Below are 22,021 nucleotides of genomic sequence, written 5' to 3' on the forward strand. Positions count from 1 at the left end.
GACCCGGCCGACCGTGCGTCGGCGTCCCACGATGGTCGACGTGGCCCGACGCGCCGACGTCAGCCTGAAGACGGTCTCCCGGGTCGTCAATGACGAGCCGGTGGGGCAGGAGCTGGTCGGCCGGGTGCTGGCCGCCATCGCCGAGCTGGGCTTCCGGCGCAACGACATCGCCCGTAACCTGCGCTCCCGGCAGCTCAACGCCACCGTCGGGCTGCTGATCGAGGAGATCGCCAACCCGTTCTACGCGACCATCGCCAGCGTCGCCGCCGAGATCGCCGCCGCGCACGGCACGATGCTGATCACCGCGTCGTCGGAGGAGGACCCGGAGCGCGAACGCGCCCTGCTCCAGGACTTCACCCAGCGTCGGGTCGACGGCCTGCTGGTGGTGCCGGCGGGCCTCGACCACTCGTTCCTGCGTCGTGAGGTCGAGCTGGGCATGCCGGTGGTGTTCCTGGACCGGCCGCCGCAGGGGCTGCAAGCCGACGCCGTGCTGCTGGACAACCGGGGCGGCAGCCACGCCGGGGTCGGCGCTCTGCTCGACGAGGGACACCGACGGGTGGGTCTGCTGCTCGGCGCGCCGAGCGTGCCCACCATGCGTGAACGGCTCGCCGGGGCGCGGGCGGCGCTGGACGCCGCCGGGGTCGAGCCGGACGAGTCGCTGATCCGGGAGCGGCTCATCGCGCCCGAGGAGGCCGGCCGGGCCGTGGCCGCGCTGCTCGACCTGGCGGACCCGCCCACCGCCTTCTTCTGCGCCAACAACCGGCTCACCGTCGGCGCGCTCCAGGAGCTGCACCGGCGGGGCAGTGCCGCGGCGCTGGTCGGCTTCGACGACTTCGAGCTGGCCCACCTGATGCCCCGACCGCTGACCGTCGTCGCCTACGACACCCGGGAGCTGGCGCGGGTAGCCACCGAGCGACTGTTCCAACGAATCGCCGGCGACGACACCCCACCCCGCACCACAGTCCTCCCCACCAAACTCCTCACCAGAGGTCTAACCCCCTAACCCCACCCCCACCCGGCCCCACCCGGCCCCACCCGGTCCCGCCCCACCCCCGCCACCCCCGGCCACCCCCGCCACCCCCGCCGATCTTGGAGTTGTGGTGGGCAATCCGTGGTGCTTCGCGAGGTATGCGGGGCACCACAACTCCATGATCGACCCGGGTGCGGGGGCGGGGGGTGGGGTGGGGGGGGTGGGGGGTGGGGTCTAGGGCGTGGGGGTGAGGAGGGCTTCGAGCTCGGCGCGGGTTGGTGGGTTGGCGCCGCGGCGGGCGCAGGTCAACGCGGCCACCGTGGCGGCCTGGCGGAGCACCTCACCCCACTGTTGCGGGGTCACCGCGGCGAGCCTTTCGGCTGGCCGGTCGCCGAGCGCGTCGAGGTCGGCCAGCGCGGCCAACAGGCCACCGGTGAACGAGTCGCCGGCACCGACGGTGTCGACCACGGTGGTGGGTACCGCCGGCGCTTCGTGCAGCGCGCCGTCCGGCGCGAGCAACCAGACGCCCTCGCCACCACGGGTCACCACCGCGCAGGACACCCCGGCCGTCCGCCACTCGGTCATCACGTCGGCCACCGAACGGTCCGGGTAGAGCCAGGCCAGGTCCTCGTCGCTGGCCTTGACCAGGTGCGCGAGGCGTACCTGCCGGCGTACCCGTTGTTGCTCCGCCGCCCGGTCCGTGACGATGCTCGGCCGCAGGTTGAGATCGATGGAGACGGTGAGCCCGTCCCGCTGGTGTTCCCGGGCGAGCAGACCCTCCAGCACCTCCCCGCCGGGGGCCAGCGCGAGCGCCAGGGAGCCGGTGTGCAACGCGATCGCCGGCGAGCCGGCCAGTTCCGGTAGCTCCTGCGGCGTCCACTGCCAGTCCGCCGCACCGGCCAGCCGGAACTCGTAGCTGGCCTGCCCGGTGGCGTCCAGGGTGGCCACCGCCACCGACGTGGGTTCCTCGGCGTGCACCGCCCACCCCAGGTCCACCCGGTTGGCGCTGAGGTGTTCGACGAGTTGGCGGCCGTACTCGTCGCTGCCGAGCCGGGCCAGCAGCCGGACCGGCTGGTCGAGCCGGGCCAGGGTGACCGCGACGTTCGCCGGGGACCCGCCCGGCACGGCCCGCTGCCCCTCGGCGGTGACGACCAGGTCGATCAGCGCTTCGCCCGCGACGACGATCACGCGGTCACCTCCCCGGGTGCGAGCGGGCCGGGGCCACCGAGACCGTCGGCCGCGCGGGACAACAACACCGCCTGGTACGCGTGGTAGACGTCCGGCCGCCCGTGCCAGACCGTGTCGGCGGGGAGGTTCTGCGCGTCCAACTCGTGCCGCCATCCGGTACGGTCGATGAGACTGCGGCGGGCGTACGCCCAGAAGACCTGGTACCAGTCGAGGTAGACGGCGTCCCCGGTGCGCCGGTGCAGGGTGATCGTCGCACCAATGGCCTCGGCGAGAACCCAGTGCATCCGGGAGCGCACCACCGGCCGGTCGTCCCAGTCGATGGTGTAGACGAAGCCGTCCGCACCGTCGACCGCCCAACCACGGCGCACCGCGGCGGCGAACAGGGCACGGGCGTCGGCGAGTAACCAGTGGGGTGGCTGCGGCAGCACCGCCTCCAGTTCCAGCAGCAGGCGGGCCCACTCCAGCCAGTGCCCGATGGTGGAGCCGTACGGCCGGAACGGGTCGGCGGGCCGGTCTCGGTTGTAGTCGGGCAGCGGCGTCCAGTCGGCGGTGAAGTGCTCGGGGAGCCGCCAGTCGTGCCGGGCGGCTTCGCCGTGCACGAGGTGCTCGGCGATGCGTAGCGCCCGGTCGGCCCAGCTGGCGTCGCCGGTGGCGGCGGCAGCGGCGAGGAACGCCTCGACCATGTGCATGCTGCTGTTGGCGCCTCGGTAGTCCTCGGTGACCGTCCAGTCCCGGTTCCATGACTCGCGGACCGCGCCGGCGTCGTCGTCCCAGAATCGGTCCCGCACCACGTTCAGCACGTCGGCGAGCAACCGGTCCGCGCCGGGTCGTCCGGCGCGCACGGCGCTGGAGGCGGCGAGCAGCACGAACGCGTGGTCGTAGCCGGCCTTGCGATCGTTGACGGGTACGCCGTGCTGGTCCACCGCGCCGAACCAGCCGCCGTACTCGTCGTCGCGCAGCAGCGTGTCGAGCGCGGCGATCCCGTGGTCGACGAGGGCTGCGGCGTCGGGGTCGCCGTTGCGGTGGGCGAGGGCGGCCACGTGGGTCATCCGGCAGGTGATCCAGGTGTGGATGGGTTCGCCGCGATCCGGGGTGCGGTCGTCGGTGAGCCACCAGAACCCGCCCTCGGTCCGCACCGCGCGGCGGGCGGTGTCGAGCAGCGTCCGGGTCTGGTCGGCGAGGAAGTCGTCCAGATCGGGCAGGTCGGGCGACCCGGCCGGAGCGGGGGTCGTTTCGGTATCGGATCGAGGCACGTCGGTCATCTCAGCTGGTCACCGTCGGGTAGGGAAGGGGCATACGGCCAGGATCGGCGGACGGACCGGGTCCGCGCCGGGAAACCGTCAACGGAACACCAGGCACCGGTTGGCCCACCGGGTGCGTTCGCGGGAGAACCATGGTGAAGTTCATCCGCTTTTGTCCGTTGACATCGTTGTCACTCGTCAACCCTGCTCTGGCAGCCGGTCGACTGTCAATTCCGGTTGCGTCACACCGCGCAGCCCTGGGTGACGGTCGGGTTCGCCGTCCGCTGGGCGCCTCCGGGCGTCGATCAGTAGTAGTTGTCGATCGGCTGACGCGCCTCGTCGAACAGCGCCGGCCCCTCGTAGCGGACCGGAGGCAGCGGCGGGGTGGCCGGCTTGACCTCCTCGAACTGCTCGGTCGACAGGGCGTACACCACTCGGCCGAGGCCGGAGCGGTCGATCGCCGTCGCGCACATCGGGCAGGGCTGGCAGCTGGTGAACATGGTGGTGCCGCCGGCCACCTCGGGGGTGAGCTCCCGAGCCGCCCAGCGGGCCAACTTCAACTCGGGGTGGGCGCTGATGTCCGAGTCGGAGACCACGGTGTTGTGGTCCTCGATCAGGACGACGCCGTCCGCGCTGACCAGCAACGATCCGAACGGGCGTTCGCCGGAAGCCCCGGCCCGACTCGCGATTTGCACGGCGTGGCGGAGAAACTTCTCGTCGTCTAGGGTCATCGGTCCTCCTGGGATTTGTGGTACGCGGCCACGGCCGCAAGTGTCCGCCAGGCCCGTTCAGGCTGGCGGATCTCGGTCAGGTCCCCGTTGAACGGATCCAACACCACCGTCTCCGCGCCGAGCAGTCGGATCTGGTCGATGTCGGCGTTGATCTGATCGACGGTGCCGACACCGGCGAGCCGGTCCGGGGTGGTGATCGGTTCGCCGGTGCCCTGAAGCGCGATGCGGGGTATCACCGCAGGCATCGGGCGACCCAGGTCATCGGCGATGGCCTTCAGTCGTCCGACCGCCTCGGCCAGCCATCCCGGCGTGACGCGCAGCGGATGCCAGGCGTCACCGAGCAGCACCGCGCGGCGCATGCCAGCTTCGCTGTTGCCGCCGACCCAGAGCGGGATCGGATCCGTGTCGTAGTCGTCGGTGTTCTGCCAGGCCTCGCGCATGGCGCGCAGGTATTCGTCGGTCAGCGCACCGCGCCGCCCAAACGGCACACCGAGCGCCTCGAACTCCTGCCGGGCCCACCCGACGCCGACGCCGAGGACGAGCCGACCGCCGCTGAGCCGGTTGAGGTTCGCCGCCATCCGGGCGGTGAGCAGCGGGTGGCGGTACGGAACGATGAGCACCGTGGTGCCCAGCCGGACCCGGCTGGTCACCCCGGCCAGCCAGGACAGCGTGGTGAACGGCTCGTAGAACGGCGCCGGATACTGCTCGGCCACGTCCGGGGTCACCGCGATGTGATCGGAGACCATGAGCAGGTCGAAGCCGAGACCCTCGACCGTCTGCGCCCACTGCCGCAGCACGTCGGGGTCCGTACCCGGGGCAAAGTTCGGTACGTTCACGCCAATCTGCACCCGCCCACGCTAGCCACTGTGGACCGGCGTGGGAACGCCGTGATCCGGTTGGTCACCGGTCGGTTACGCCTGGAGCTGGACCGGGATCGGGTCCGGGAGGTGGACGATCGGGCACACGCTGGCCTGGAGCGTCGCTGCGGACATCATCGCCCGCAGAAGACCGAGGTGGTCCGCTGGCCGCTCGGCGAGCGATGACCGAACACCACCTGTCGAACTGCCCCATCTACGGGGCAACTCGACAGGGCACCGGATCAACGCCCGTGATCGTGCTCGATCCAGGACGTAGTGGTCATCCCAGCCCCGGAGGCCACTCTTTCCTGGTTGCAGTGCGATCAAGGGCGCGCGGCGCGGGGCGCAAGGCACCAGGGCGGGGCGACCGGTTCAGCCGGCCTGGCAGGTGCGGCACCAGTAGAGGTTGCGGCCGGCCAACTCGCCACGGCTGACCTCGGTGCCGCAGACGTGGCAGGGCGCACCCGGCCGACGGTAGACGTACACCTCGCCACCGTGCCGGTCCACCCGGGCCGGCCGGCCCATCGCCTCTGGCAGGTGCGCGTCGTGGACCGTGTCGATCCGGCCGTGTGCGACCGCGAGCCGCATCAACCCGACCAGGTCGGCCCAGAGCAGGTCCCAGACGGCTCTGGTCACCTGCCGGCCCGGCATGGTCGGTGGCAGCCCTGCCCGGAACAGCGCCTCCGTCACGAAGATCAAGCCGGTGCCGGCGACCACGCTCTGGTCCAGCAGCAGTGCGGCGAGGGGTGTCGGGCTGCGCGAGATCCGGGCGTACGCCCGGTCCGGGTCGGCGTCGGCGCGCAGCGGGTCCGGCCCGAGACGGTCTTGTAGCGCGGCCACCTCGGCTGGCGTGAACAGCTCGCAGGCCGTGGGTCCGCGCAGGTCGAGCCAGTGCCGGTCGCTGGCCAGCCGCAGCCGCAGCTGACCGACCGGCTCCGGCGGCTCCCCCGGCCCGTCGGTGAACTTGCCGTACAACCCGAGGTGTACGTGCAGGGTCAGCTCGCCGGCGTAGTGGTGCAGCAGGTGCTTGCCGTACGCCTCGGTGCCTTCGAGCACGGTCCCGGAGAGCCGGGCGGCGCCCTCGGCGAATCGGCCCTGCGGGCTCGCGGCGTGCAGCTTGTCCCCGGCGAACAGCTCGGCGTGCCGGGCCGCCAGGCGGTGGATCGTGTGTCCCTCTGGCACGGGTGCCAAGGATAGCCAGCTCGCCGACCGGGCCGCGCAACGATCGCTCGGGCTCGCCGCGCCGATCCACCCGGGCCCCGCTTGATCGACTCGGGTTTCAGGAAATCGGGGTGTTCCGGTGAGCGGGACACCCCGGCTTCCAGGAAGGCGAGTCGATCGAGGGTGGGTGGGACGATCAGCGCTGGCGCTGCTCCCTGATGCCGCCCACGAACGCGGCCCAAGTGGCCGGGGCGAACGTCAGCGCGGGCCCGGCGGGGTCCTTGCTGTCCCGTACGCCCACGACGCCGGGCAGGTTGTCGGCCACCTCGACGCAGTTGCCGCCGCTCCCGCCGCTGCGGGTGCTCTTGCGCCAGGTGGCACCGGCAAGGTCAGTCATGATGCTCCTCGATGATCGAAGTGATCATTTTCTCTGATTCTGCCTCACCCGACGCGAGCGCCTCCAGGTCCGACCAGACATGCTCGAAGGCGGCGACCTCGGTTGGCTTGTCCAGATAGAGCGCTCCGGTGATGTTCTCCAGATAGACGGTGGTCGGCTCGGTCGACGCCCTGCCGAACGCCTGCGGGAAATCCAACAGGACGAAGGTGCCGGTCTCGCTGGCCAGCGGCGGACCGGCGGCGAGCGGCAGCACCCGCAGACTCACGTTGGGCAGCGCCGCCACGTCGAGCAGGTGTCGCAACTGCTGTGCCATCGCCCGGGAGTCGGGGATCGTGCGCCGCAGCACGGCCTCGCTCAGGACGACCCGCAGGGTGGGCGCGGCGGGCAGCCGGCGAACGAGGATGCCCTGCCGTTGCAGCCGTACCTCCACCAGCTTTTCCCGATCCTCAGCACGCATCGTCGGATTCTTCCGGCGGAACAGCTCGCTGGCGTACTCGCGGGTTTGCAGAAGCCCGGGGATCAGCTCCGCGTCATATTGACGCAGCCCCGAGGCAGACGATTCCAGGCCGACGTATAGCGAGAACCACGACGGGACGACATCACCGTACGAATGCCACCAGCCCCTGGCGCGAGTCTCCTTCGCGAGGCCGGCGACGATCTCCCCCATGGCGTCGTTCACCCGATAGAGGGCGCACATCGCGCGAGCGTCCACCACGCGCACCGGAACCAACCCCTTCTCGATGCGCCACACCTTCTGCCGCGAGCAGTCCAGTGCTTCGGCTGCCGCGTCCAGCGTCACCGAGGCATCCTCCCGAAGCTGCGTGAGCAGCCGCCCGAGCTGCCGCCGAGGCACCGTGGACCCGTTTGTTTCATCCGCCATGCAACATCACCGCTCTCCTCCTGCAACACCGAATGTTTTACCCCGCACGCATTTCTTTTCCATTCCTCGTGCGACGATCTGGCCTGAGGTTAGGGCGGGTGTGGGCGTTGCACAAGGTGGCCAGCGTGGAACATGCTGTCACGCATCAGGAAATCCCAGAAACGGCGTCGGGAATGGCGTCGACAATAGCCCTCTGCCTAACGCGCGCATTAGCCGTGGGCCGGCGAGACGCTATTCTTCGGGAAGGACGCCACCGTGCGCGTGTCGTACAACGAATACGTCTTGGTCACCGCGCTGACCCTCGCCCGTCGACACCGGCCCGTCTGGAGTTGGACGCGCTGGCGCACGGTGTGCCGCTGCGGCGCGGACCTGCCCTGCCGGGCCCGCCACCGCATCCCGATCAACCGTGGGCACTGGCCGACATGACCGAACTGAACCCCGGCGACCTTCTGCTGATCGGCGAGGCGTGCTCGGTGCAGTTCGCCGGTGACCGGGCGCTACGCCTTCGACTGGTGAGCGTGGACCCGCGCCCGACCTACCACGGGTGGGTCTGGCTGACGGCTTACGTACTGAACGACAAGGGCCTGGCCGTCGACAAGCGGGAAGTGTTCGTGCAGCAGGCCGGCGTGCGGGTGCTCCGTGCCGCGCCCGCGCTCACGCCCGCACCTCGCGCGCGTGCCCCGCGCCCCGCACCAGACAGGTCGGCACCACGCAGCGCGCCCGCACCGGGCAAGTCCAACGCGATCCGCGGCTGATCGACTCGGGTTCAAGGAAACCGGGGCGTCCGCGTAGGCGGGACACCGCGACTTCCAAAAAACCGAGTCGATCAAAACAGGGCCGGGCCAAGGCCACGCCGGCCAAGGCCAAGCCGGCCAAGGCCGAGGCGGCCGGGGCCCGAGCGGGGCCGGGTCTCGGGGGCCGTACCCAGGATTGGTGTCAAGAAACGCCCAGGTGGGTATTCGATGGGCGACACCGCGTGGGTGCCACCCTTTCCGTCGGCCACCACGCATTCATCAGGAGGTGTGTAGTGGTCAGGATTCCTTCGCTGTCCCGCCGGTCCGAGCCGGCGCCGACGCGGGACGAGAACCTCGACGGCCGCGTGGACGGCCGCGACACCCCGGTCGCCGAGACCGGTCAGTCCGACGACGGCCTCGGCCGCCCGGTGGCCACCGACCGGGAGGCCAACCAGACGGTGTACGGCAGCGCCGGCGCGACCGGTGGCCAGATCAGCGAGGCCGAACGGCGGGCCAACGAGCGGGCGGCGGTGGCCCGAGCCGCCACCAAGCGACCGACGGAGGCTGACCCCCGGGCCGCCCGCCCGGTCGCGCCCGAGCCGTCGAACGGCGCCGCCCGCCCCGTCGCGCCCGAGCCCACCCGCCCGGTCGCACCCCAGTCCCGCACCGGCACCGCCGACAGGTCGGAGACCGAATCCCGGCTCGCCGCCGCGACCACCGCGGGCACCGTCGAGCGGGACGCCGACCTCGACCGCACCACCCGTCGACCCAACCCCACCGACCGGGTCACCACGGACCGCCCGGTCGACCCGACCCCCGACGTGACCACGCCGGAGCCGCCGGTGACGCGTGGCCCCAAGCCTCGGGCCAGCCTGCTCGCCACCCTCGGCCTGATCGTGTCGGTCGCTGGTGCGATGTTCGTGCTGACCGGGACCCTGGCCGGGTACGGCATCGGGCTCGGCGCGTTCGGCGCGGTGCTCTCGGTCCTCGGCCTGATGGCCACCCGCCGCCGGCACGTCGCGGGCAAGACCGACGCGCTCTTCGGCGTGCTGATCGGGCTGGCCGCAGTCGTGATCGGGGTGCTGGCGATGACCGGCCAGTTCGACTGGCCGACCACCGACGGCGACTGGGTGCCGCGCTTCCGCGAGTGGCTTGACTCACAGTTTGTCGATCGTTTCTAGCGGGCACTGTTCCGCTCGCCGGTGGTTCACCGGCGAACAGCCGGCGGTTCGCCGGCAGCCCGAACTCATCCGGTGGTTCACCGGCCGGGCGACACCCTTTCAGGGGCGGCGATTCGCCGCCCCTGAAGTGTTTCCGGGATACGTCGAGCGCCGACGCAACGAATCGCAGCCGAGCGTCAGCCACACGCAACGAATCTTCGGCCTGCGCAACTCTCAGTGGTGGATCCTGCCGCTGACGCCGCCTAACGTTGAGCCACGGCGCCAGCCCGTGGGCCACGGTGGCCGGGCGCGCCCGACCCCTGGGAGCAGGACAATGACGATGGACGCCACCAGCCAGCGCCTGTTGATGTGCCGGCCGACGTACTTCGCCGTCGACTACGCCATCAACCCCTGGATGGACCCGAGCGCGCCGGTCGACACGGCGCTGGCGATCCGGCAGTGGGAGCAGCTGCGCCAGACGTACCGCGACCTGGGCCACACCGTCGAGGAGATCACTCCGGTGCCCGGCCTGCCCGACATGGTCTTCGCCGCCAACGGTGGCACCGTGATCGACGGCAAGGCGATGGCCGTGCAGTTCCGCGACCCGCAGCGCGCCGACGAGGCACCGGCGTACCGGGCCTGGTTCGAGGCCGCCGGCTTCGAGATGTACGACCCGAAGCACGTCAACGAGGGCGAGGGCGACGTCCTGCTGGCCGGTGACCACCTGCTGGCCGGCACCGGCTTCCGCACGGCGCACGCCGCACACGCCCAGTTGCAGGAGGTATTCGGCTACCCGGTGATCACCATGCAACTGGTCGACCCGCGCTTCTACCACCTGGACACCGCGCTGACCGTGCTCGACGAGCGGACCGTGGCGTACCTGCCCGAGGCGTTCTCCCCCGGCAGTCAGGCCGTGCTGCGCCGGCTCTTCCCCGACGCGGTGCACGCCACCACGGCCGACGCAGAAGTGCTGGGGCTGAACGCGGTCAGCGACGGGCGGCACGTGGTGCTGCCCGCGCAGGCCACCGACCTGGCCGCGAAGCTGCGCGACCGGGGCTACGAAACCATCGGTGTCGACCTGTCCGAGCTGCGTAAGGCCGGCGGCGGACCGAAGTGCTGCACGCTGCGACTCCGTCAGGGAAAGGCAAGCAAGTGATCGTGGATGACATCCTGCGGACGCCGGGAGCGGTCCGGGACGCCGAGCGCTGGACAGCGCACAACTACCACCCGCTGCCGGTGGTGATCTCGTCCGCCGAGGGCGCCTGGCTCACCGACGTGGACGGCCGCCGTTACCTGGACTGCCTGGCCGGCTACTCGGCGCTGAACTTCGGTCACCGGCACCCGCAGCTGATCGCCGCCGCGCACGCGCAGCTGGACCGGCTGACGTTGACCAGCCGGGCGTTCATCCACGACCAGTTCGCCGACTTCTGCCGGGAGCTGGCCGAGCTGTGCGGCAAGGACCTGGTGCTGCCGATGAACACCGGCGCCGAGGCGGTGGAGACCGGGATCAAGGTGGCCCGCAAGTGGGGCTACCAGGTCAAGGGCGTGCCCGCCGGGCAGGCCAACATCGTGGTCGCCGAGGGCAACTTCCACGGGCGGACCACCACCATCGTGAGCTTCTCCACCGACGAGGACGCCCGCGCCGACTTCGGGCCGTACACCCCGGGGTTCACGGTCGTGCCGTACGGCGACCTGGAGGCGCTGACCGCCGCGATCGACGAGAACACCGTGGCCGTGCTGCTGGAGCCGATCCAGGGCGAGCAGGGCGTCGTGGTGCCGCCTGCGGGCTACCTGCCGGGCGTACGCCAGGTCTGCACCGAGCGCAACGTGCTGTTCATCGCCGACGAGATCCAGTCGGGTCTGGGTCGTACCGGCGCGACGTTCGCCTGCGACCACGAGGGTGTCGTGCCCGACATGTACCTGCTCGGCAAGGCGCTCGGCGGCGGCATCGTGCCGGTGTCCGCGGTGGCCGCGAACGCCGACGTGCTCGGTGTGCTCAAGCCCGGCCAGCACGGCTCCACGTTCGGCGGCAACCCGCTCGCCTGCGCGGTGGCGATCGAGGTGGTCCGACTGCTGGCCACCGGCGAGTTCCAGCGCCGGTCGGCGGAGCTGGGTGAGCGACTGCGGGCCGGCCTGGAAGGGCTGGTCGGCAAGGGTCTCGTCGGGGTACGCGTCCGCGGCCTGTGGGCCGGCCTGGACATCGACCCGGCGCTGATGAGCGGTCGGGAGGCGTGTGAGCGGCTCGCCGAGCGCGGCGTGCTCGCCAAGGACACCCACGGCTCCACCATCCGGCTCGCCCCGCCGCTGGTCATCACCGAGGAGGAGATCGACCTCGCGGTGACCGCGCTCGCCGAGGTCCTGAACGCCTGACCCAGGAACGTGGTGCAGGGCGGGCGTCGGGGTTCCGGCGCCCGCCCTGCGCGTCAGGGGACATCGCCCCTGACCGCCCAGCCGGGTGGGGGGTGTCAGGGGCGGGGTAGGCGCATCGCCATCGTCGGGGCCTCGGCCATCACCGAGGTGGGGGTGAACGGGGCACCGGCGGGCAACTCCTCGGCCCGGCCGATCTGCACGCCGGGGTACAGCTCGATCATGTCGTTCTCGCCCAGCACCCGGGACTGCTGTGGTGCCAGCGGGATGCGGTCCGCCTCCGCCATCGAGCCGGCCGGGCGGATGCCGGAGCCGTTGGTGCTGACGTCGGTCACGATGACCTCGCCGACCCGCAGCTCGAAGCGGACGTGACCACGGCTGATCCAGCGCCGGGCCTCGTCGTTGAGCCACTGCCCGAGCATGATCCCGCCGTCCTGCTCCGGGGCCCGGCCGGCCACGATCGGCTGCTCCTCGCTGAGCACGAACCGCCGCCGGACCAGGCCACCGACGCGCACCGCGAGCACCTCCGTACGCGGACGCGGGCCCCCGTCACCGAGACGCGCGCCGTGCCGGGGGCAGGTCGGCACACCGTTGCGCAGCGCGGGCGGCGGCTGCGCGGCGGGGCTGCGGTCGGCACCCCCGGCCAGGTCGGCGAATGCGCCACCCCCACCACCACCGCCGAACAGCGCGCAGCCCGACTCCGGGCAGCGCCACTGGCGGGCCAGCAGCTTCACGCCGGTCTGCGAACGCTTGCCGGCCACCGGCGAGTGCCCACCGCCGACGTGTGCGATGAACACCGGCCCGCCGGCCCCGGGCACCGGGGCGACCACCCGACCGGGCTGCTCGACCAACCACGGGAACCGACCGCGCAACCCGTCGAAACGGACCCGGCTGAGCACCGGCAGACCGAGCAGGTCGGCGACCTCCAACATCCGGTCACCCGGGTTGTCGAGCACCTCGACGAGCCCGTCGTCGGCCCAACGGCGCACGACCATCCGCTCGTTGGAGGTGAGGTCGGCATCGGAGAGCAACGCCCGGTGCACCACCGCGTAGACCTGGACGCTGTCTTCCTCCAGCTCGCGGGAGAGCGCGTCGATGACCATGCCGAGGCGCAGCAGGCTGGCCGGCCGGCCGCCGTCGATGTCCTGGTAGCGGATCACCTCGGCCAGGTCGACCACGGCTCGGGCCAGCGACGGGTCGGTGCAGACCCGCCCCTCGATGGCGTCCAGCACCTTGCTGATCTCGAATCTCATGCCGCGCTCCGGACGATGTCGTCGATCCGCCCGGCCAGCTCGACGTCACGGTGGGTGACCCCACCGGCCGAGTGCGTGACGCAGCGGAAGGTCAGGGTCCGCCATCGGATGTCGATGTCGGGATGGTGGTCGAGCTCCTCAGCGACCGTCGCCACCCGGTCCACCACCGCGATGGCGTCCGGGAAACTGCCGAGCTGAACAGTGCGGCCGATGCCGGTCGGGTCGCCCGACCAGTCGGTCAACCCGGCCAGCTCTTCTCGCACCGCGTCCGCGGTGAGCAGGTCTGCCATGGGCCGACCCTACCGGGGACGACGGCCGGCGTGGACCAGTGGTAGCGGGGTGTTGATCGGCCCGATACGCGCAGGCGGGGGCGGTGCCGTTTGGCATCACCCCCGCCTTCCCCCTGGTGTGTTCAGCCGCGCAGCGGCCGCCCCACCTCGTGCAGGTGTCCGAGTGCCTGCCGGTACGACTCGACCAGCCCGGTCTCGGCGTACGGGATGCCCTGCTCGACGCAGTAGGCACGAACGATCGGCTGGGCCCGGCGCAGGTTGGCGCGGGGCATGTTCGGGAACAGGTGGTGCTCGATCTGGTAGTTGAGGCCGCCGAGCGTGGTGTCCACCAGCCGGCTGCCCCGCACGTTGCGGGAGGTCAGCACCTGCTTACGCAGGAAGTCCAACTCGTCCTCGGCGGTCGGCATCGGCATGCCCTTGTGGTTCGGCGCGAACGCGCAGCCCATGTAGAGGCCCCACAGCGCCTGGTGCACCACGGCGAACAGCAGCGCCTTGACCGGGGACATGACCGCCAACAGCAGCGCCACGTAAGCGGCGGTGTGCGCGACGAGCAGCGCCGCCTCGACCGCCCGGTGGCGCATCGGGACGGTGTACCCGCCGTTCGGCTCCCGGCCGATGATCGCCCGGATGCTCGCCACGTGCAGGTTCAGACCCTCCAGCAGGAGCATCGGGAAGAAGAGGTACGCCTGCCGCTTGGCCATCCAGCGACCGATCCCCCGGGTCTCCAGCGCCTGCTCGGGCGTCCACACCAGGGCGCCGGCCCCGACGTCCGGATCTTCGTCCTCGTGGTTCGGGTTCGCGTGGTGCCGGTTGTGCTTGTCGACCCACCAGCCGTAGCTGATTCCCACCGCCACGTTGCCGGCGAGCAGCCCCACCAACTCGCTGGGACCACGCCGACGGAACATCTGGCGGTGCCCGGCGTCGTGGCCGAGGAACGCGACCTGGGTGGTGGCCACCGCCATCAGGGCCGCGAGCGGAAGCTGCCACCAGGAGTCGCCGAGCAGGAACACGGCCACCCAGCCGGCCACGAAGGCGCCGAGGGTGAGCACGATGCGGGTGACATACCAGCCGGGGCGTCGCTCCAGCAGGCCCGCCTCGCTGATCCGCCGGGACAACTGTGCGTAGTCACTACCTCGCCGTCGTACCGGCGGTTCCGCCACCGCTCCGAGCGCCATCGCTGCTCCCGTTCCGCTTGCGCCCGTACCGGAGTGGTTCGGGCCTATTGTCGAGTCTCCCGGTCGCGGTAGCGCTGAGTAACCCCGACAGCCCCCGAATGGGGGGTAGGGCAGGCCCTACCCCTACTGGTTCGCTCAGCCCAGCCGGCCCACGACGGCGCGTAGTCGAGCGAGGTCACGCCGCCGCCGCTCGTAGGTGGCGGCGAGCCCGACCAGCGCCAACCCGCCGACTCCCAGGTAGATCCACCGGGGCAGCAGATCCCAACCTCGGGCCAGCTCGTGCAGCGCCAACAGCGTCAGCACTCCGCCACCGAGCAGCACCGGCGCCTGCCAGCGGCGGCTCGCGCCGGCCAGCACCGCGCCCAACGCCGCCGCGCCGAGGAGCAGCCGCCGCCACGGCTGCGGGTCCGGCCCGACCAGCACCGACACCAGGCTGGGCAGCATCGCCGCGACCAGTCCCGGGCCGAGCGCCGGCCAGCTGGTCAACCCGGGCCGGCTGCGTAGCGCCAGCAGACCAGCGCCGAGGGCGAGCGCCGCGGCCGGCAGGGTGTACGCCTCCAGCACCGTCACCCCACCGGCGGCCAGCAGCACCCAGGCACCGAGCAGTTCGCTGCCGGCGGCGATACCGGCGAACGCCCAACGCCGAGCGGCCGACTCGTTCCGGCGCAGCAGTCGCAGCGCGACGGCGACACCCCAGAGCACGCAGACGGTGGCGAGGTGCCGCGCCACCTCGACGGTGAGCACCGCCGCCACCAGCGCGACGGCCTGCGCGCAGGCGTCCAGCACCCGGCGCAGCCGGGCCCGCGTCGGGGCGACCACGGCAGCGGCCAACACCGACGCGGCCACCGCCAGCAGTGGGTACGCGGCAGCCCGCAACGGCAGCCCACCGGCGAGCGGGGCGGTCACCGCCAACGCGGACGCCGCGCCGACGGCGGCGAGGCAACCGGCGACCCGTACCCCGAATCGGCGCGCCCCGGCGGCGACGGCGACCGCCGCCACCAACAGCACCCCTTCGGCCGCGAGCGTCCCGGGGCGGGTGGCCAGCAGACCCACCGCCCCGGAGGCCGCCAGCACCGCCCCCACCGGTACGGCGATCGGTGCCAGCGCCGGACGGGGCTCGGCGAGCGCGGCGAACAGCAGCACGGCCACGCCGACGAGCAGGACGGCGGCCGGCAGCACCGGCCACGGCGCGCCGACCGCGCTGAGCAGCACCGGCAGCGCCGCCGCGACGAACGGCAGCGCGGGCAGCACCGGCAGGTGGACCCGCCGACCGGCCACCGCGGCGGCCACGGCCAGCACGACCAGCGCGAGCCCGACCGGGAGCACCGTCGGGTCGGCAGCCACGGCGGGCGCCCCCGACCACACCCGGTCCCGGCTGCCGTAGGGCGACACGAGCGCGGTCAGCACCGTCGGCAGGGCCGCCAGGACGGCGACCGCCGCCAGGGTTCCACCCGCCGCCAGCAACACCATCGACCGGTCCCGCTGGTCGGCCCTCGGCCGGTCTCCGAGAGCGACGAGCGCGACGCCCAACGTCGCCAGCGCGAGGTACAGGGCGAGCGGCTCGTCACCCGCCACCACCAGCGGCGCGAGACCGGGCACGGTCACCGCGACGACGGCGCCGGTCACCGCGTACCCGATCAGCTCCGCCCGGTGGCGACGCACCGCGAGCACCGCGACGAGCGGCAGCCCCGCGGCGGCCAACGCGAGCCGGGCCTGCCACCAGGGCGGCGCGCCGGCGGCGAACAGCGCCACCGCCGCGACTGCGGGCAGCGCGAGCTGCGCGACCAGCAGACCCGCGCCGGCCACCTCCCGGTACGCCCCGGCCCCCCGGCGGAGCGCAAGTGCCAGCCCGGCCACGGCGAGGAGGCCGAGCGTCACCAGGACACCGGCCGGCGCGGCCAGAGCGACCAGCAACCCGTGCCCGAGCAGGACGGCCCCGCCGACCGCACGGGAGAACAGGGCGGCCGGTCCGGTCGTCGGGCGGGCCAGCACGGCGAGCAGCAGCGCGGCCCCGCCGATCAGGTCGACGGCCACCACCTGCGACCAGGAGGTTGCCCACCCGGCGGGCACGGCGAACAGCACCACCACCGCGCCCGCCGTGGCGAGCACCGGCCGCGCCTCCCGGGGCAGCAGGAGGATCGTCGCGCCGACCGCCAGCACCACGGCGGGCGCCAACTGCCAGCCCCAGTCCAGGTCCGGACCCGTCCCGGCCCCGCCCCACGGCGGCAACGACCGACCGGCGGCGGCGACCGCCAGCCCGACGGTGATCACCACGGCCACCTGCGCCGTAGCGGCCGCGACGAACAACGCCCCGGCGCGCGGACCGGTCCGCCAACCGCCGTCACCGGCCACCGCCGCCGCGACCGCCCCGGGAAGGAGCCGCACCGCGGCGGCCAGCCCGAGCGCCACCGTCGTCGCGGCGAGCAGCGACAGTGACGGCCGCAGCTCGGCCACCGGGCGCAGCAGGGCGGCGGCGAGCACCGGCACCAGCACCCCGGCCGCCGCCGCCCGCAACGCCCGCCCCCCGACGAGCCAGGCCGCACCGAGCCCGGTCAGCGCGACCAGCACCAGCGGCAGCCCGGCCAGCAGAGGCGAGCCCCCTGCCCGCCCGCCGAGCAACGGCATCATCGCGCACCCGGCGGCACCCACCAGCGCGGCGACCTGGCCGGTGCCGGCCAACACCCGGCCGACGAGCTGCGCGGCCCCCTCCCGTCCGCGCAGCACGGCCAGCACGGCCAGGTTCAGCACCGCCAACCCGAGCAGGACCAACGCCCACCCGGTCGCACCCCACCCGGCCTCGGCGGCCAGCAACGGCAACACCGGCTGGGCGGCCAGCAGGGCGGCGAACCAGGGCCCCGTCAACCTGCTCCACCGGCCGTACGCCACGGCGACCGCCGCGCTGGCCCCCCCGACCAGCGCGGCGTACCGGCTGCCCGGCCAACTTGCCACGCCGCCCAGGTCCACCGACCAGGCCGCGTAGCCGTCAAGCACCACCAGCAGCAACCCCACCGCCGCGAACGTCTCCGCCGTGCCGCGCAGCCCCCGGCGGACCGCCAGCAGCGGCACGCCCAGCATGAGCGCGGTGAACGCCGCGAGGATCAACGCACGCCCGCCAACCCCCACCGCCGCCCAGGCCACCGCGGTGAACACCACCGCCGCGGTCCCCAGCAGCAGTCCACCGAGGACGAAGAGCAGCCCCTGGACGGTTCGGGTCGACGTCTCCGCCGCACCCGGCGTCGAATCCCCGGCACCCCCCGCGCCGATGGACGGCGCCGCCCCGACCAGAGACGGCGGGCGCGCCGCGACCGCGGCGGCCAACCCGGCCCGCACGACCGCCGCCAACTCGGCCCGCCGACGGGACGCCACCGCGAGGCGTCCGGCCAGCTCGGTGTACGTGCGGCGGGCACGCTCCACCTCAGGCTCAAGCTCGGCGACCTCCCGGCTCAGCCGAACCACCTCGGCGGCGATCGGGTCGGGCGCACGCCCGCAGCCGGCACAACCAGCGTTCAGGTCGGCCGGCGCACCGCAGGCGGGGCAGGGGTAACGGGTGTCATCCACCCGGTCATCATCGACAACCGAGCGGGACACGACCCAGAGTCCGCGTACTCAGGAGCGGGTGTGCTCGTACACCCAGGTCGCGTAGTCGGGGTTGCCGCTCTCCACCCTGGACACCAGGATCTCCGGCACCTCGTACGGATGGCTGACCCGGATCTGGTCCAGCAACGCGGTGAGCCGATCAGGCACGGTCTTGAACTGCACCGACCACTCGGTGCTCGTCTCCACACCGGACCGCCACCAGTAGGTGCTGTCCACCTGACCACCCACCTGGGCGCAGGCGGCGAGCCTGCCCGCGACGGCCGCAGCCGCCAACACGTCGGCGACCGAACGCGCATCCACCACCGTCGTCACCACGCAGATCTCGTCCACGACCGAACCCTACGCGGCCATACGCCGCTGAGCCGCCTTTCGCTCGCGACTGCGGGGCTCCGCTTCGCTGCACTCCTCGCGCTCACCGAAGCCCGCCTTTCGCTCGCGACTGCGGGGCTCCGCTTCGCTGCACTCCTCGCGCTCACCGGTTAGCGGCGATCCAGGCGTCTATCTGCGCCCACCAGTCGAAGAGCCAGTCGATGCGCTGCTGCCGTCCGGTCGGTACGTCCTCCGGCGGCACCGACCAGAACCGCATCACGATCCGCTTGTCCATCGGCAGTTCCCGCCACACGTCGGCGACGGTGAGCATCCGGTCCAGCCCGGTGTGCGCGACGAAGATGACCCCCGCGTCCGGGGCGGCGTCCAGCGCCGCGAGCATCCCGCCCGGCTGCGGCGCGAGCACGTGGCGCATCCGCTCGGCGCGCAGGGCCATCCGTTCCAGGCCGAGGGAACGCAACCGGGCGATGGCGCGCAGTCGCCGCTTGGGGGTGAAGTTGCCGCCCTCGGGGAAGATCACGAACGCGTCGTTGTCGTCCAGGCCGGTGGCCAGGTGCCCGACCTGGTGCACCGTCTCCTCGCCGCGCTCCGGGGTGGGCGCGATGAACCGATTGGGCAGCCGGTTGAGCAGCACGTCGATCGCCGGATCCCACTGGAGGCTGTCCTTCAGGACGATCCGTGGCTCCCGGTGGAACCAGTTGACCAACCCGTGGATCAGGATGAACGAGTCACCCGGCCCGGCGTGCCGGCAGAGCACCAGCTCGGGCCGGCCGGGCAGCGCGGTGTCCGGGTCGGTGCCGACCACGTCGATACGCAACCGCAGTGTCCAACGTGCCTGCCAGAACAGCACCCGCAGGAACCAGCCGGCCAGCACGTAGTGCGCGCGTTGGAAGGCCGGGGACCGGGTCCGCCAGCCGAACCCGGAGACGACCCAGAGCACGAAGAGCGCGAGCAGCGCGGCGGCGTCCCAGACCAGGTAGAAGCAGCCGATCCAGAGCAGTCGCAGCGGACGCAACCGGCCCGGCACCAGCGGGGAAGCAGCCGCGGCGAGCAACGCCCAGACCGGCAACGTGGTCACCACGAAGAAGGCGAGCAGCACGACGGCGGGGGCGAGCAGCAACCGACGCAGCCACCGGGGAGGCAGCGGCATCACGCCTCCCGGTGGGTGGCGAGGTACCGCCGGGAGGCGGTGTACGCGCGGCTGATCCGCCGCCCCACCGCCGCCATGTCCCGGTACGCCCACGGCGTGTCGTCGCGCGGGTTGAGCCCGCCGGTCGGCAGGACGTGCACCTCCACCCCCTCGGGCAGCGCCGCCAACTCACGGAAGAAGCGGTGCCGACGGGATATCTCGAACGCGACCTGTGCGATCTCCCACGGCCGGCGGGGCGGGCTCAACTCCCGTTCGATCCGACCCACCTGCAGGACGTAGATCCGGCGGGCACCGACGGCCACCGCCTCGCCGATCGGGATGGAGTTGACGATCCCGCCGTCCACGTAGTGCGCGCCGTCGATCTCCATCGGTGGGAGCAGGCCCGGCACCGAGGCCGACGCCATGACCGCCGGCACCACCGGACCGGTGTCGAACCAGTGCTCGGCGGCCCGCTCGATGTGGGCGGCGCAGCAGCGGAACGGCACCCGCAGATCCGCGAAGGTGGTGTCCACCCCCAGCTCGTTCTCGAGCAGGCGGCGCAGCGGCCGGGGCGAGTGCAGGTGGGTGCGGGCCGCGAAGCGGCGCAGCTGTCGGGCGACCGAGTCGCCGTACACCTCGCTCGCCTCGGGTGAGGCCCAGAGCCGCACCAGCCGGTCGGTCACCGCCTCGGACGGGTCGGCGGCGACCAGCGCGCCGTTCACCGCGCCGATCGAGGTGCCGAGCACCATGTCGGGTTGGATGCCGGCACGGAACAACGCCCGCAACATGCCCACCTCGACCGCGCCGAGCACACCCCCGCCGCCGAGCACGAACGCCACCGGTCCCCCCGCCATGCCTCACATCCTGGCACGGGCCCGCCGCCGACCGGTCGGCCGCTGTCGACCGGCGGTCGGCGCACGGCAGACACCGTCCGTCGACGGTGGGCCGCGACGGCGTTGACAGGCAGGACACATTCGCGCAACCTGATACCGCTCCCACCCCTGAGGCAGGTGCGATCCGTGAAGGCAGCACTGCATCCGGGCCGACTGTTGGCTCGCAGATACCGACTTCTGGACCAGATCGGCGCCGGCGGCATGTCGGTCATCTGGCGTGCCCGGGACGAGGTGCTGGACCGGGTCGTGGCGCTCAAGGTGCTGGCCCCGTCGCTGGCCGCCGACGCGCGGTTTCGCGGCATGGTGCGGGAGGAGGCGCGGGCCGCCGCCCAGTTGGTGCACCCGCACCTGACCTCCGTGCACGACTACGGCGAGACGGTCGACCCGGACGGCTCGATCACCTCGTTCGTGGTGATGGAGCTGCTCAGCGGCGAGGAGTTGAAGCTGCGGCTCACCGAGGGGCCGCTGCCGTGGACCGAGGCGGTCCGGGTGGGCGCGCAGGTCGCGGAGGCGCTGGCCGCCGCGCACCGGCTCGGCATCGTGCACCGCGACATCACCCCGGCCAACGTGATGATGACGCAGACGGGCGTCAAGGTGCTCGACTTCGGCATCGCCACCCGGATCGGCGCGCCCGACGAGGACGAGGACGGCGAGACCTTCGGCACCCCGGCGTACGTGGCCCCGGAACGCCTCGACGGCGCGCCGGCCCAGCCGTCCACCGACGTGTACTCGCTCGGCGTGTTGCTGCACGAGGCGCTCACCGGCCGGGTCCCGTATCCGGCGGACACCTGGGAGCAGCTCAGCGCCGCGCTGGCCAGCGGGCCGGCGCCGACGCTGGCCGAGCTACCGGACCTGCCCCCACCGGTGGCCCAGATCTGCCTGCGCAGCCTCGCCAGGAACCCGGCCGATCGGCCGACCGCCCGGCAGGTCGCCACCGCCCTGCGCGACCACTCGCTTCCGGCCGATCCCCCGACCGCGACCATCCGGGTGCCCACCCAACCTCTGCCACCGCAGTCGCCCGCGATCGCGACCGCAAGCGTTCCGACGGCCGCCCCGGCGACAGCGGACGCGGCCACCCCGGCGACAGCGAAAGGCGCGCCGGCAGCGGACGGCGGGGCGTCCTCCGCCCCGGGCGGGCCGGCGACCAGGTCGGGGTGGTCCCGACGGCGGCTGGTGTTGCTGCTGGTGCTGGCCGTCGGGGTGACGCTGGCCGGGGTGGCCCTGCTGCCCGAAGAGCCGACACGCCGGGCGCAGCCCTCCACCGCTCCGGTGACGACACCGCCGAGCGACCCGCCGGCCCCCCAGTCGTCCGCGCCGGCCGCGCCGGCCGCGCCGACCACGGCACCACCGACGAAGCCGACCACCGGCGCGCCCACCTCGAACGCGGGCACCCTGACCGAGGCCGCCAACCGGGTCGACGGGCTGATCGGCGCCGGGCTGAGCGCCGGGGAGATCCGGAACGACGTGGCCCTCGACCTGCGCAACGAGCTGCGCAACCTGACCGTGGCGGTCAGCTCCGGCCGCGAGGAGCTGGCGCCACCGGTGGCCCGGCTGCGCGAGAAGGTCTCCGTCCGCCTCGGTGAGGGCGGCATCAGTCCGGCGTACGCGTCTGAGCTGGACGCCGCCATCGCCGAGCTGGGCGCGGCGCGGGTCTGACGCGGTGAGGCCCGA

The 22,021-nt window shown here is 72.8% G+C and carries 21 protein-coding genes; 7 read left to right on the plus strand and 14 right to left on the minus strand.

The window, feature by feature from the left end:
- The first annotated feature begins 31 nt into the window (after positions 1-31).
- Positions 32-1,003 carry a LacI family DNA-binding transcriptional regulator gene (locus tag AB0J33_RS18020; RefSeq protein WP_363615196.1) on the plus strand — a complete coding sequence of 324 codons (972 nt, stop codon included), beginning with the start codon at positions 32-34 and terminating at the stop codon, positions 1,001-1,003.
- A 201-nt stretch (positions 1,004-1,204) separates the two neighbouring features.
- On the opposite strand, the gene AB0J33_RS18025 is transcribed toward AB0J33_RS18020, so the two are convergent.
- The 4 genes from AB0J33_RS18025 to AB0J33_RS18040 all read right to left on the minus strand — a co-directional run bounded on the left by AB0J33_RS18025 (position 1,205) and on the right by AB0J33_RS18040 (position 4,978).
- Positions 1,205-2,158: a carbohydrate kinase gene (locus tag AB0J33_RS18025; protein ID WP_363614858.1), complete on the minus strand. Its 954-nt coding sequence runs from the start codon at positions 2,156-2,158 to the stop codon at positions 1,205-1,207.
- Positions 2,155-3,420, minus strand: a complete 1,266-nt coding sequence (locus AB0J33_RS18030; RefSeq protein ID WP_363614860.1) for an AGE family epimerase/isomerase — start codon at positions 3,418-3,420, stop codon at positions 2,155-2,157. The genes AB0J33_RS18025 and AB0J33_RS18030 overlap by 4 nt, the downstream gene beginning before the upstream one ends.
- 284 nt (positions 3,421-3,704) lie before the next feature.
- Positions 3,705-4,130: a nucleoside deaminase gene (locus AB0J33_RS18035; RefSeq protein ID WP_363614862.1), complete on the minus strand. Its 426-nt coding sequence runs from the start codon at positions 4,128-4,130 to the stop codon at positions 3,705-3,707.
- On the minus strand, positions 4,127-4,978 hold the full coding sequence (locus tag AB0J33_RS18040) for an LLM class flavin-dependent oxidoreductase (RefSeq protein WP_363614864.1): 852 nt from the start codon (positions 4,976-4,978) through the stop codon (positions 4,127-4,129). Before AB0J33_RS18040 ends, AB0J33_RS18035 begins: the two co-directional genes overlap by 4 nt.
- 18 nt (positions 4,979-4,996) lie before the next feature.
- Between AB0J33_RS18040 and AB0J33_RS18045 the strand changes: the two genes are divergently transcribed.
- The gene (locus tag AB0J33_RS18045; protein WP_363614866.1) at positions 4,997-5,173 is read left to right on the plus strand and encodes a hypothetical protein; all 177 of its coding nucleotides are present in this window, start codon (positions 4,997-4,999) and stop codon (positions 5,171-5,173) included.
- Between the two features lie 186 nt (positions 5,174-5,359).
- Here the strand turns inward: AB0J33_RS18045 and AB0J33_RS18050 are convergent, their stop codons facing one another.
- From AB0J33_RS18050 to AB0J33_RS18060, 3 genes are all read right to left on the minus strand, one after another.
- The gene (locus tag AB0J33_RS18050; protein WP_363614868.1) at positions 5,360-6,169 is read right to left on the minus strand and encodes a DNA-formamidopyrimidine glycosylase family protein; all 810 of its coding nucleotides are present in this window, start codon (positions 6,167-6,169) and stop codon (positions 5,360-5,362) included.
- A 175-nt stretch (positions 6,170-6,344) separates the two neighbouring features.
- Entirely contained in the window at positions 6,345-6,545 is a 201-nt protein-coding gene (locus AB0J33_RS18055) for a DUF397 domain-containing protein (RefSeq protein ID WP_363614870.1), read from the minus strand.
- A complete protein-coding gene (locus AB0J33_RS18060; RefSeq protein ID WP_363614872.1) occupies positions 6,538-7,425 on the minus strand; it encodes a helix-turn-helix transcriptional regulator in 888 nt (295 codons plus the stop codon). The genes AB0J33_RS18055 and AB0J33_RS18060 overlap by 8 nt, the downstream gene beginning before the upstream one ends.
- Before the next feature lie 422 nt (positions 7,426-7,847).
- Between AB0J33_RS18060 and AB0J33_RS18065 the strand changes: the two genes are divergently transcribed.
- The 4 genes from AB0J33_RS18065 to rocD all read left to right on the plus strand — a co-directional run bounded on the left by AB0J33_RS18065 (position 7,848) and on the right by rocD (position 11,689).
- Positions 7,848-8,180, plus strand: coding sequence for a hypothetical protein (locus tag AB0J33_RS18065; RefSeq protein ID WP_363614874.1), 333 nt, complete (start codon positions 7,848-7,850; stop codon positions 8,178-8,180).
- Positions 8,181-8,452: 272 nt separating this feature from the next.
- Positions 8,453-9,340 (plus strand): thrombospondin, encoded by an 888-nt coding sequence (locus tag AB0J33_RS18070; RefSeq protein ID WP_363614876.1) that lies wholly within the window; start codon positions 8,453-8,455, stop codon positions 9,338-9,340.
- A 319-nt stretch (positions 9,341-9,659) separates the two neighbouring features.
- The gene (ddaH, locus tag AB0J33_RS18075; RefSeq protein WP_363615198.1) at positions 9,660-10,475 is read left to right on the plus strand and encodes a dimethylargininase; all 816 of its coding nucleotides are present in this window, start codon (positions 9,660-9,662) and stop codon (positions 10,473-10,475) included.
- Positions 10,475-11,689 carry an ornithine--oxo-acid transaminase gene (gene rocD, locus AB0J33_RS18080; protein WP_363615200.1) on the plus strand — a complete coding sequence of 405 codons (1,215 nt, stop codon included), beginning with the start codon at positions 10,475-10,477 and terminating at the stop codon, positions 11,687-11,689. The genes ddaH and rocD overlap by 1 nt, the downstream gene beginning before the upstream one ends.
- 95 nt (positions 11,690-11,784) lie before the next feature.
- On the opposite strand, the gene AB0J33_RS18085 is transcribed toward rocD, so the two are convergent.
- The 7 genes from AB0J33_RS18085 to AB0J33_RS18115 form a co-directional block, all read right to left on the minus strand.
- Positions 11,785-12,939: an FHA domain-containing protein gene (locus tag AB0J33_RS18085; RefSeq protein WP_363614878.1), complete on the minus strand. Its 1,155-nt coding sequence runs from the start codon at positions 12,937-12,939 to the stop codon at positions 11,785-11,787.
- Positions 12,936-13,229, minus strand: a complete 294-nt coding sequence (locus AB0J33_RS18090) for a 4a-hydroxytetrahydrobiopterin dehydratase (RefSeq protein WP_363614880.1) — start codon at positions 13,227-13,229, stop codon at positions 12,936-12,938. The genes AB0J33_RS18085 and AB0J33_RS18090 overlap by 4 nt, the downstream gene beginning before the upstream one ends.
- A 122-nt stretch (positions 13,230-13,351) precedes the next feature.
- A complete protein-coding gene (locus AB0J33_RS18095; RefSeq protein WP_363614882.1) occupies positions 13,352-14,404 on the minus strand; it encodes an acyl-CoA desaturase in 1,053 nt (350 codons plus the stop codon).
- A gap of 135 nt (positions 14,405-14,539) precedes the next feature.
- Positions 14,540-17,962, minus strand: a complete 3,423-nt coding sequence (locus AB0J33_RS18100) for a hypothetical protein (RefSeq protein WP_363614884.1) — start codon at positions 17,960-17,962, stop codon at positions 14,540-14,542.
- Between the two features lie 48 nt (positions 17,963-18,010).
- Positions 18,011-18,331 (minus strand): divalent-cation tolerance protein CutA, encoded by a 321-nt coding sequence (gene cutA, locus AB0J33_RS18105; protein ID WP_363614886.1) that lies wholly within the window; start codon positions 18,329-18,331, stop codon positions 18,011-18,013.
- 142 nt (positions 18,332-18,473) lie between these two features.
- On the minus strand, positions 18,474-19,478 hold the full coding sequence (locus AB0J33_RS18110; protein WP_363614888.1) for a 1-acyl-sn-glycerol-3-phosphate acyltransferase: 1,005 nt from the start codon (positions 19,476-19,478) through the stop codon (positions 18,474-18,476).
- Entirely contained in the window at positions 19,478-20,311 is an 834-nt protein-coding gene (locus tag AB0J33_RS18115) for a patatin-like phospholipase family protein (RefSeq protein WP_363614890.1), read from the minus strand. Before AB0J33_RS18115 ends, AB0J33_RS18110 begins: the two co-directional genes overlap by 1 nt.
- A 165-nt stretch (positions 20,312-20,476) precedes the next feature.
- On the opposite strand from AB0J33_RS18115, the gene AB0J33_RS18120 reads away from it, so the two are divergent.
- A complete protein-coding gene (locus AB0J33_RS18120) occupies positions 20,477-22,006 on the plus strand; it encodes a serine/threonine-protein kinase (protein WP_363614892.1) in 1,530 nt (509 codons plus the stop codon).
- The last annotated feature ends 15 nt before the right edge of the window (positions 22,007-22,021 follow it).

The sequence above is a fragment of the Micromonospora sp. NPDC049645 genome (assembly GCF_040675155.1).
Lineage (GTDB): Bacteria > Actinomycetota > Actinomycetes > Mycobacteriales > Micromonosporaceae > Micromonospora.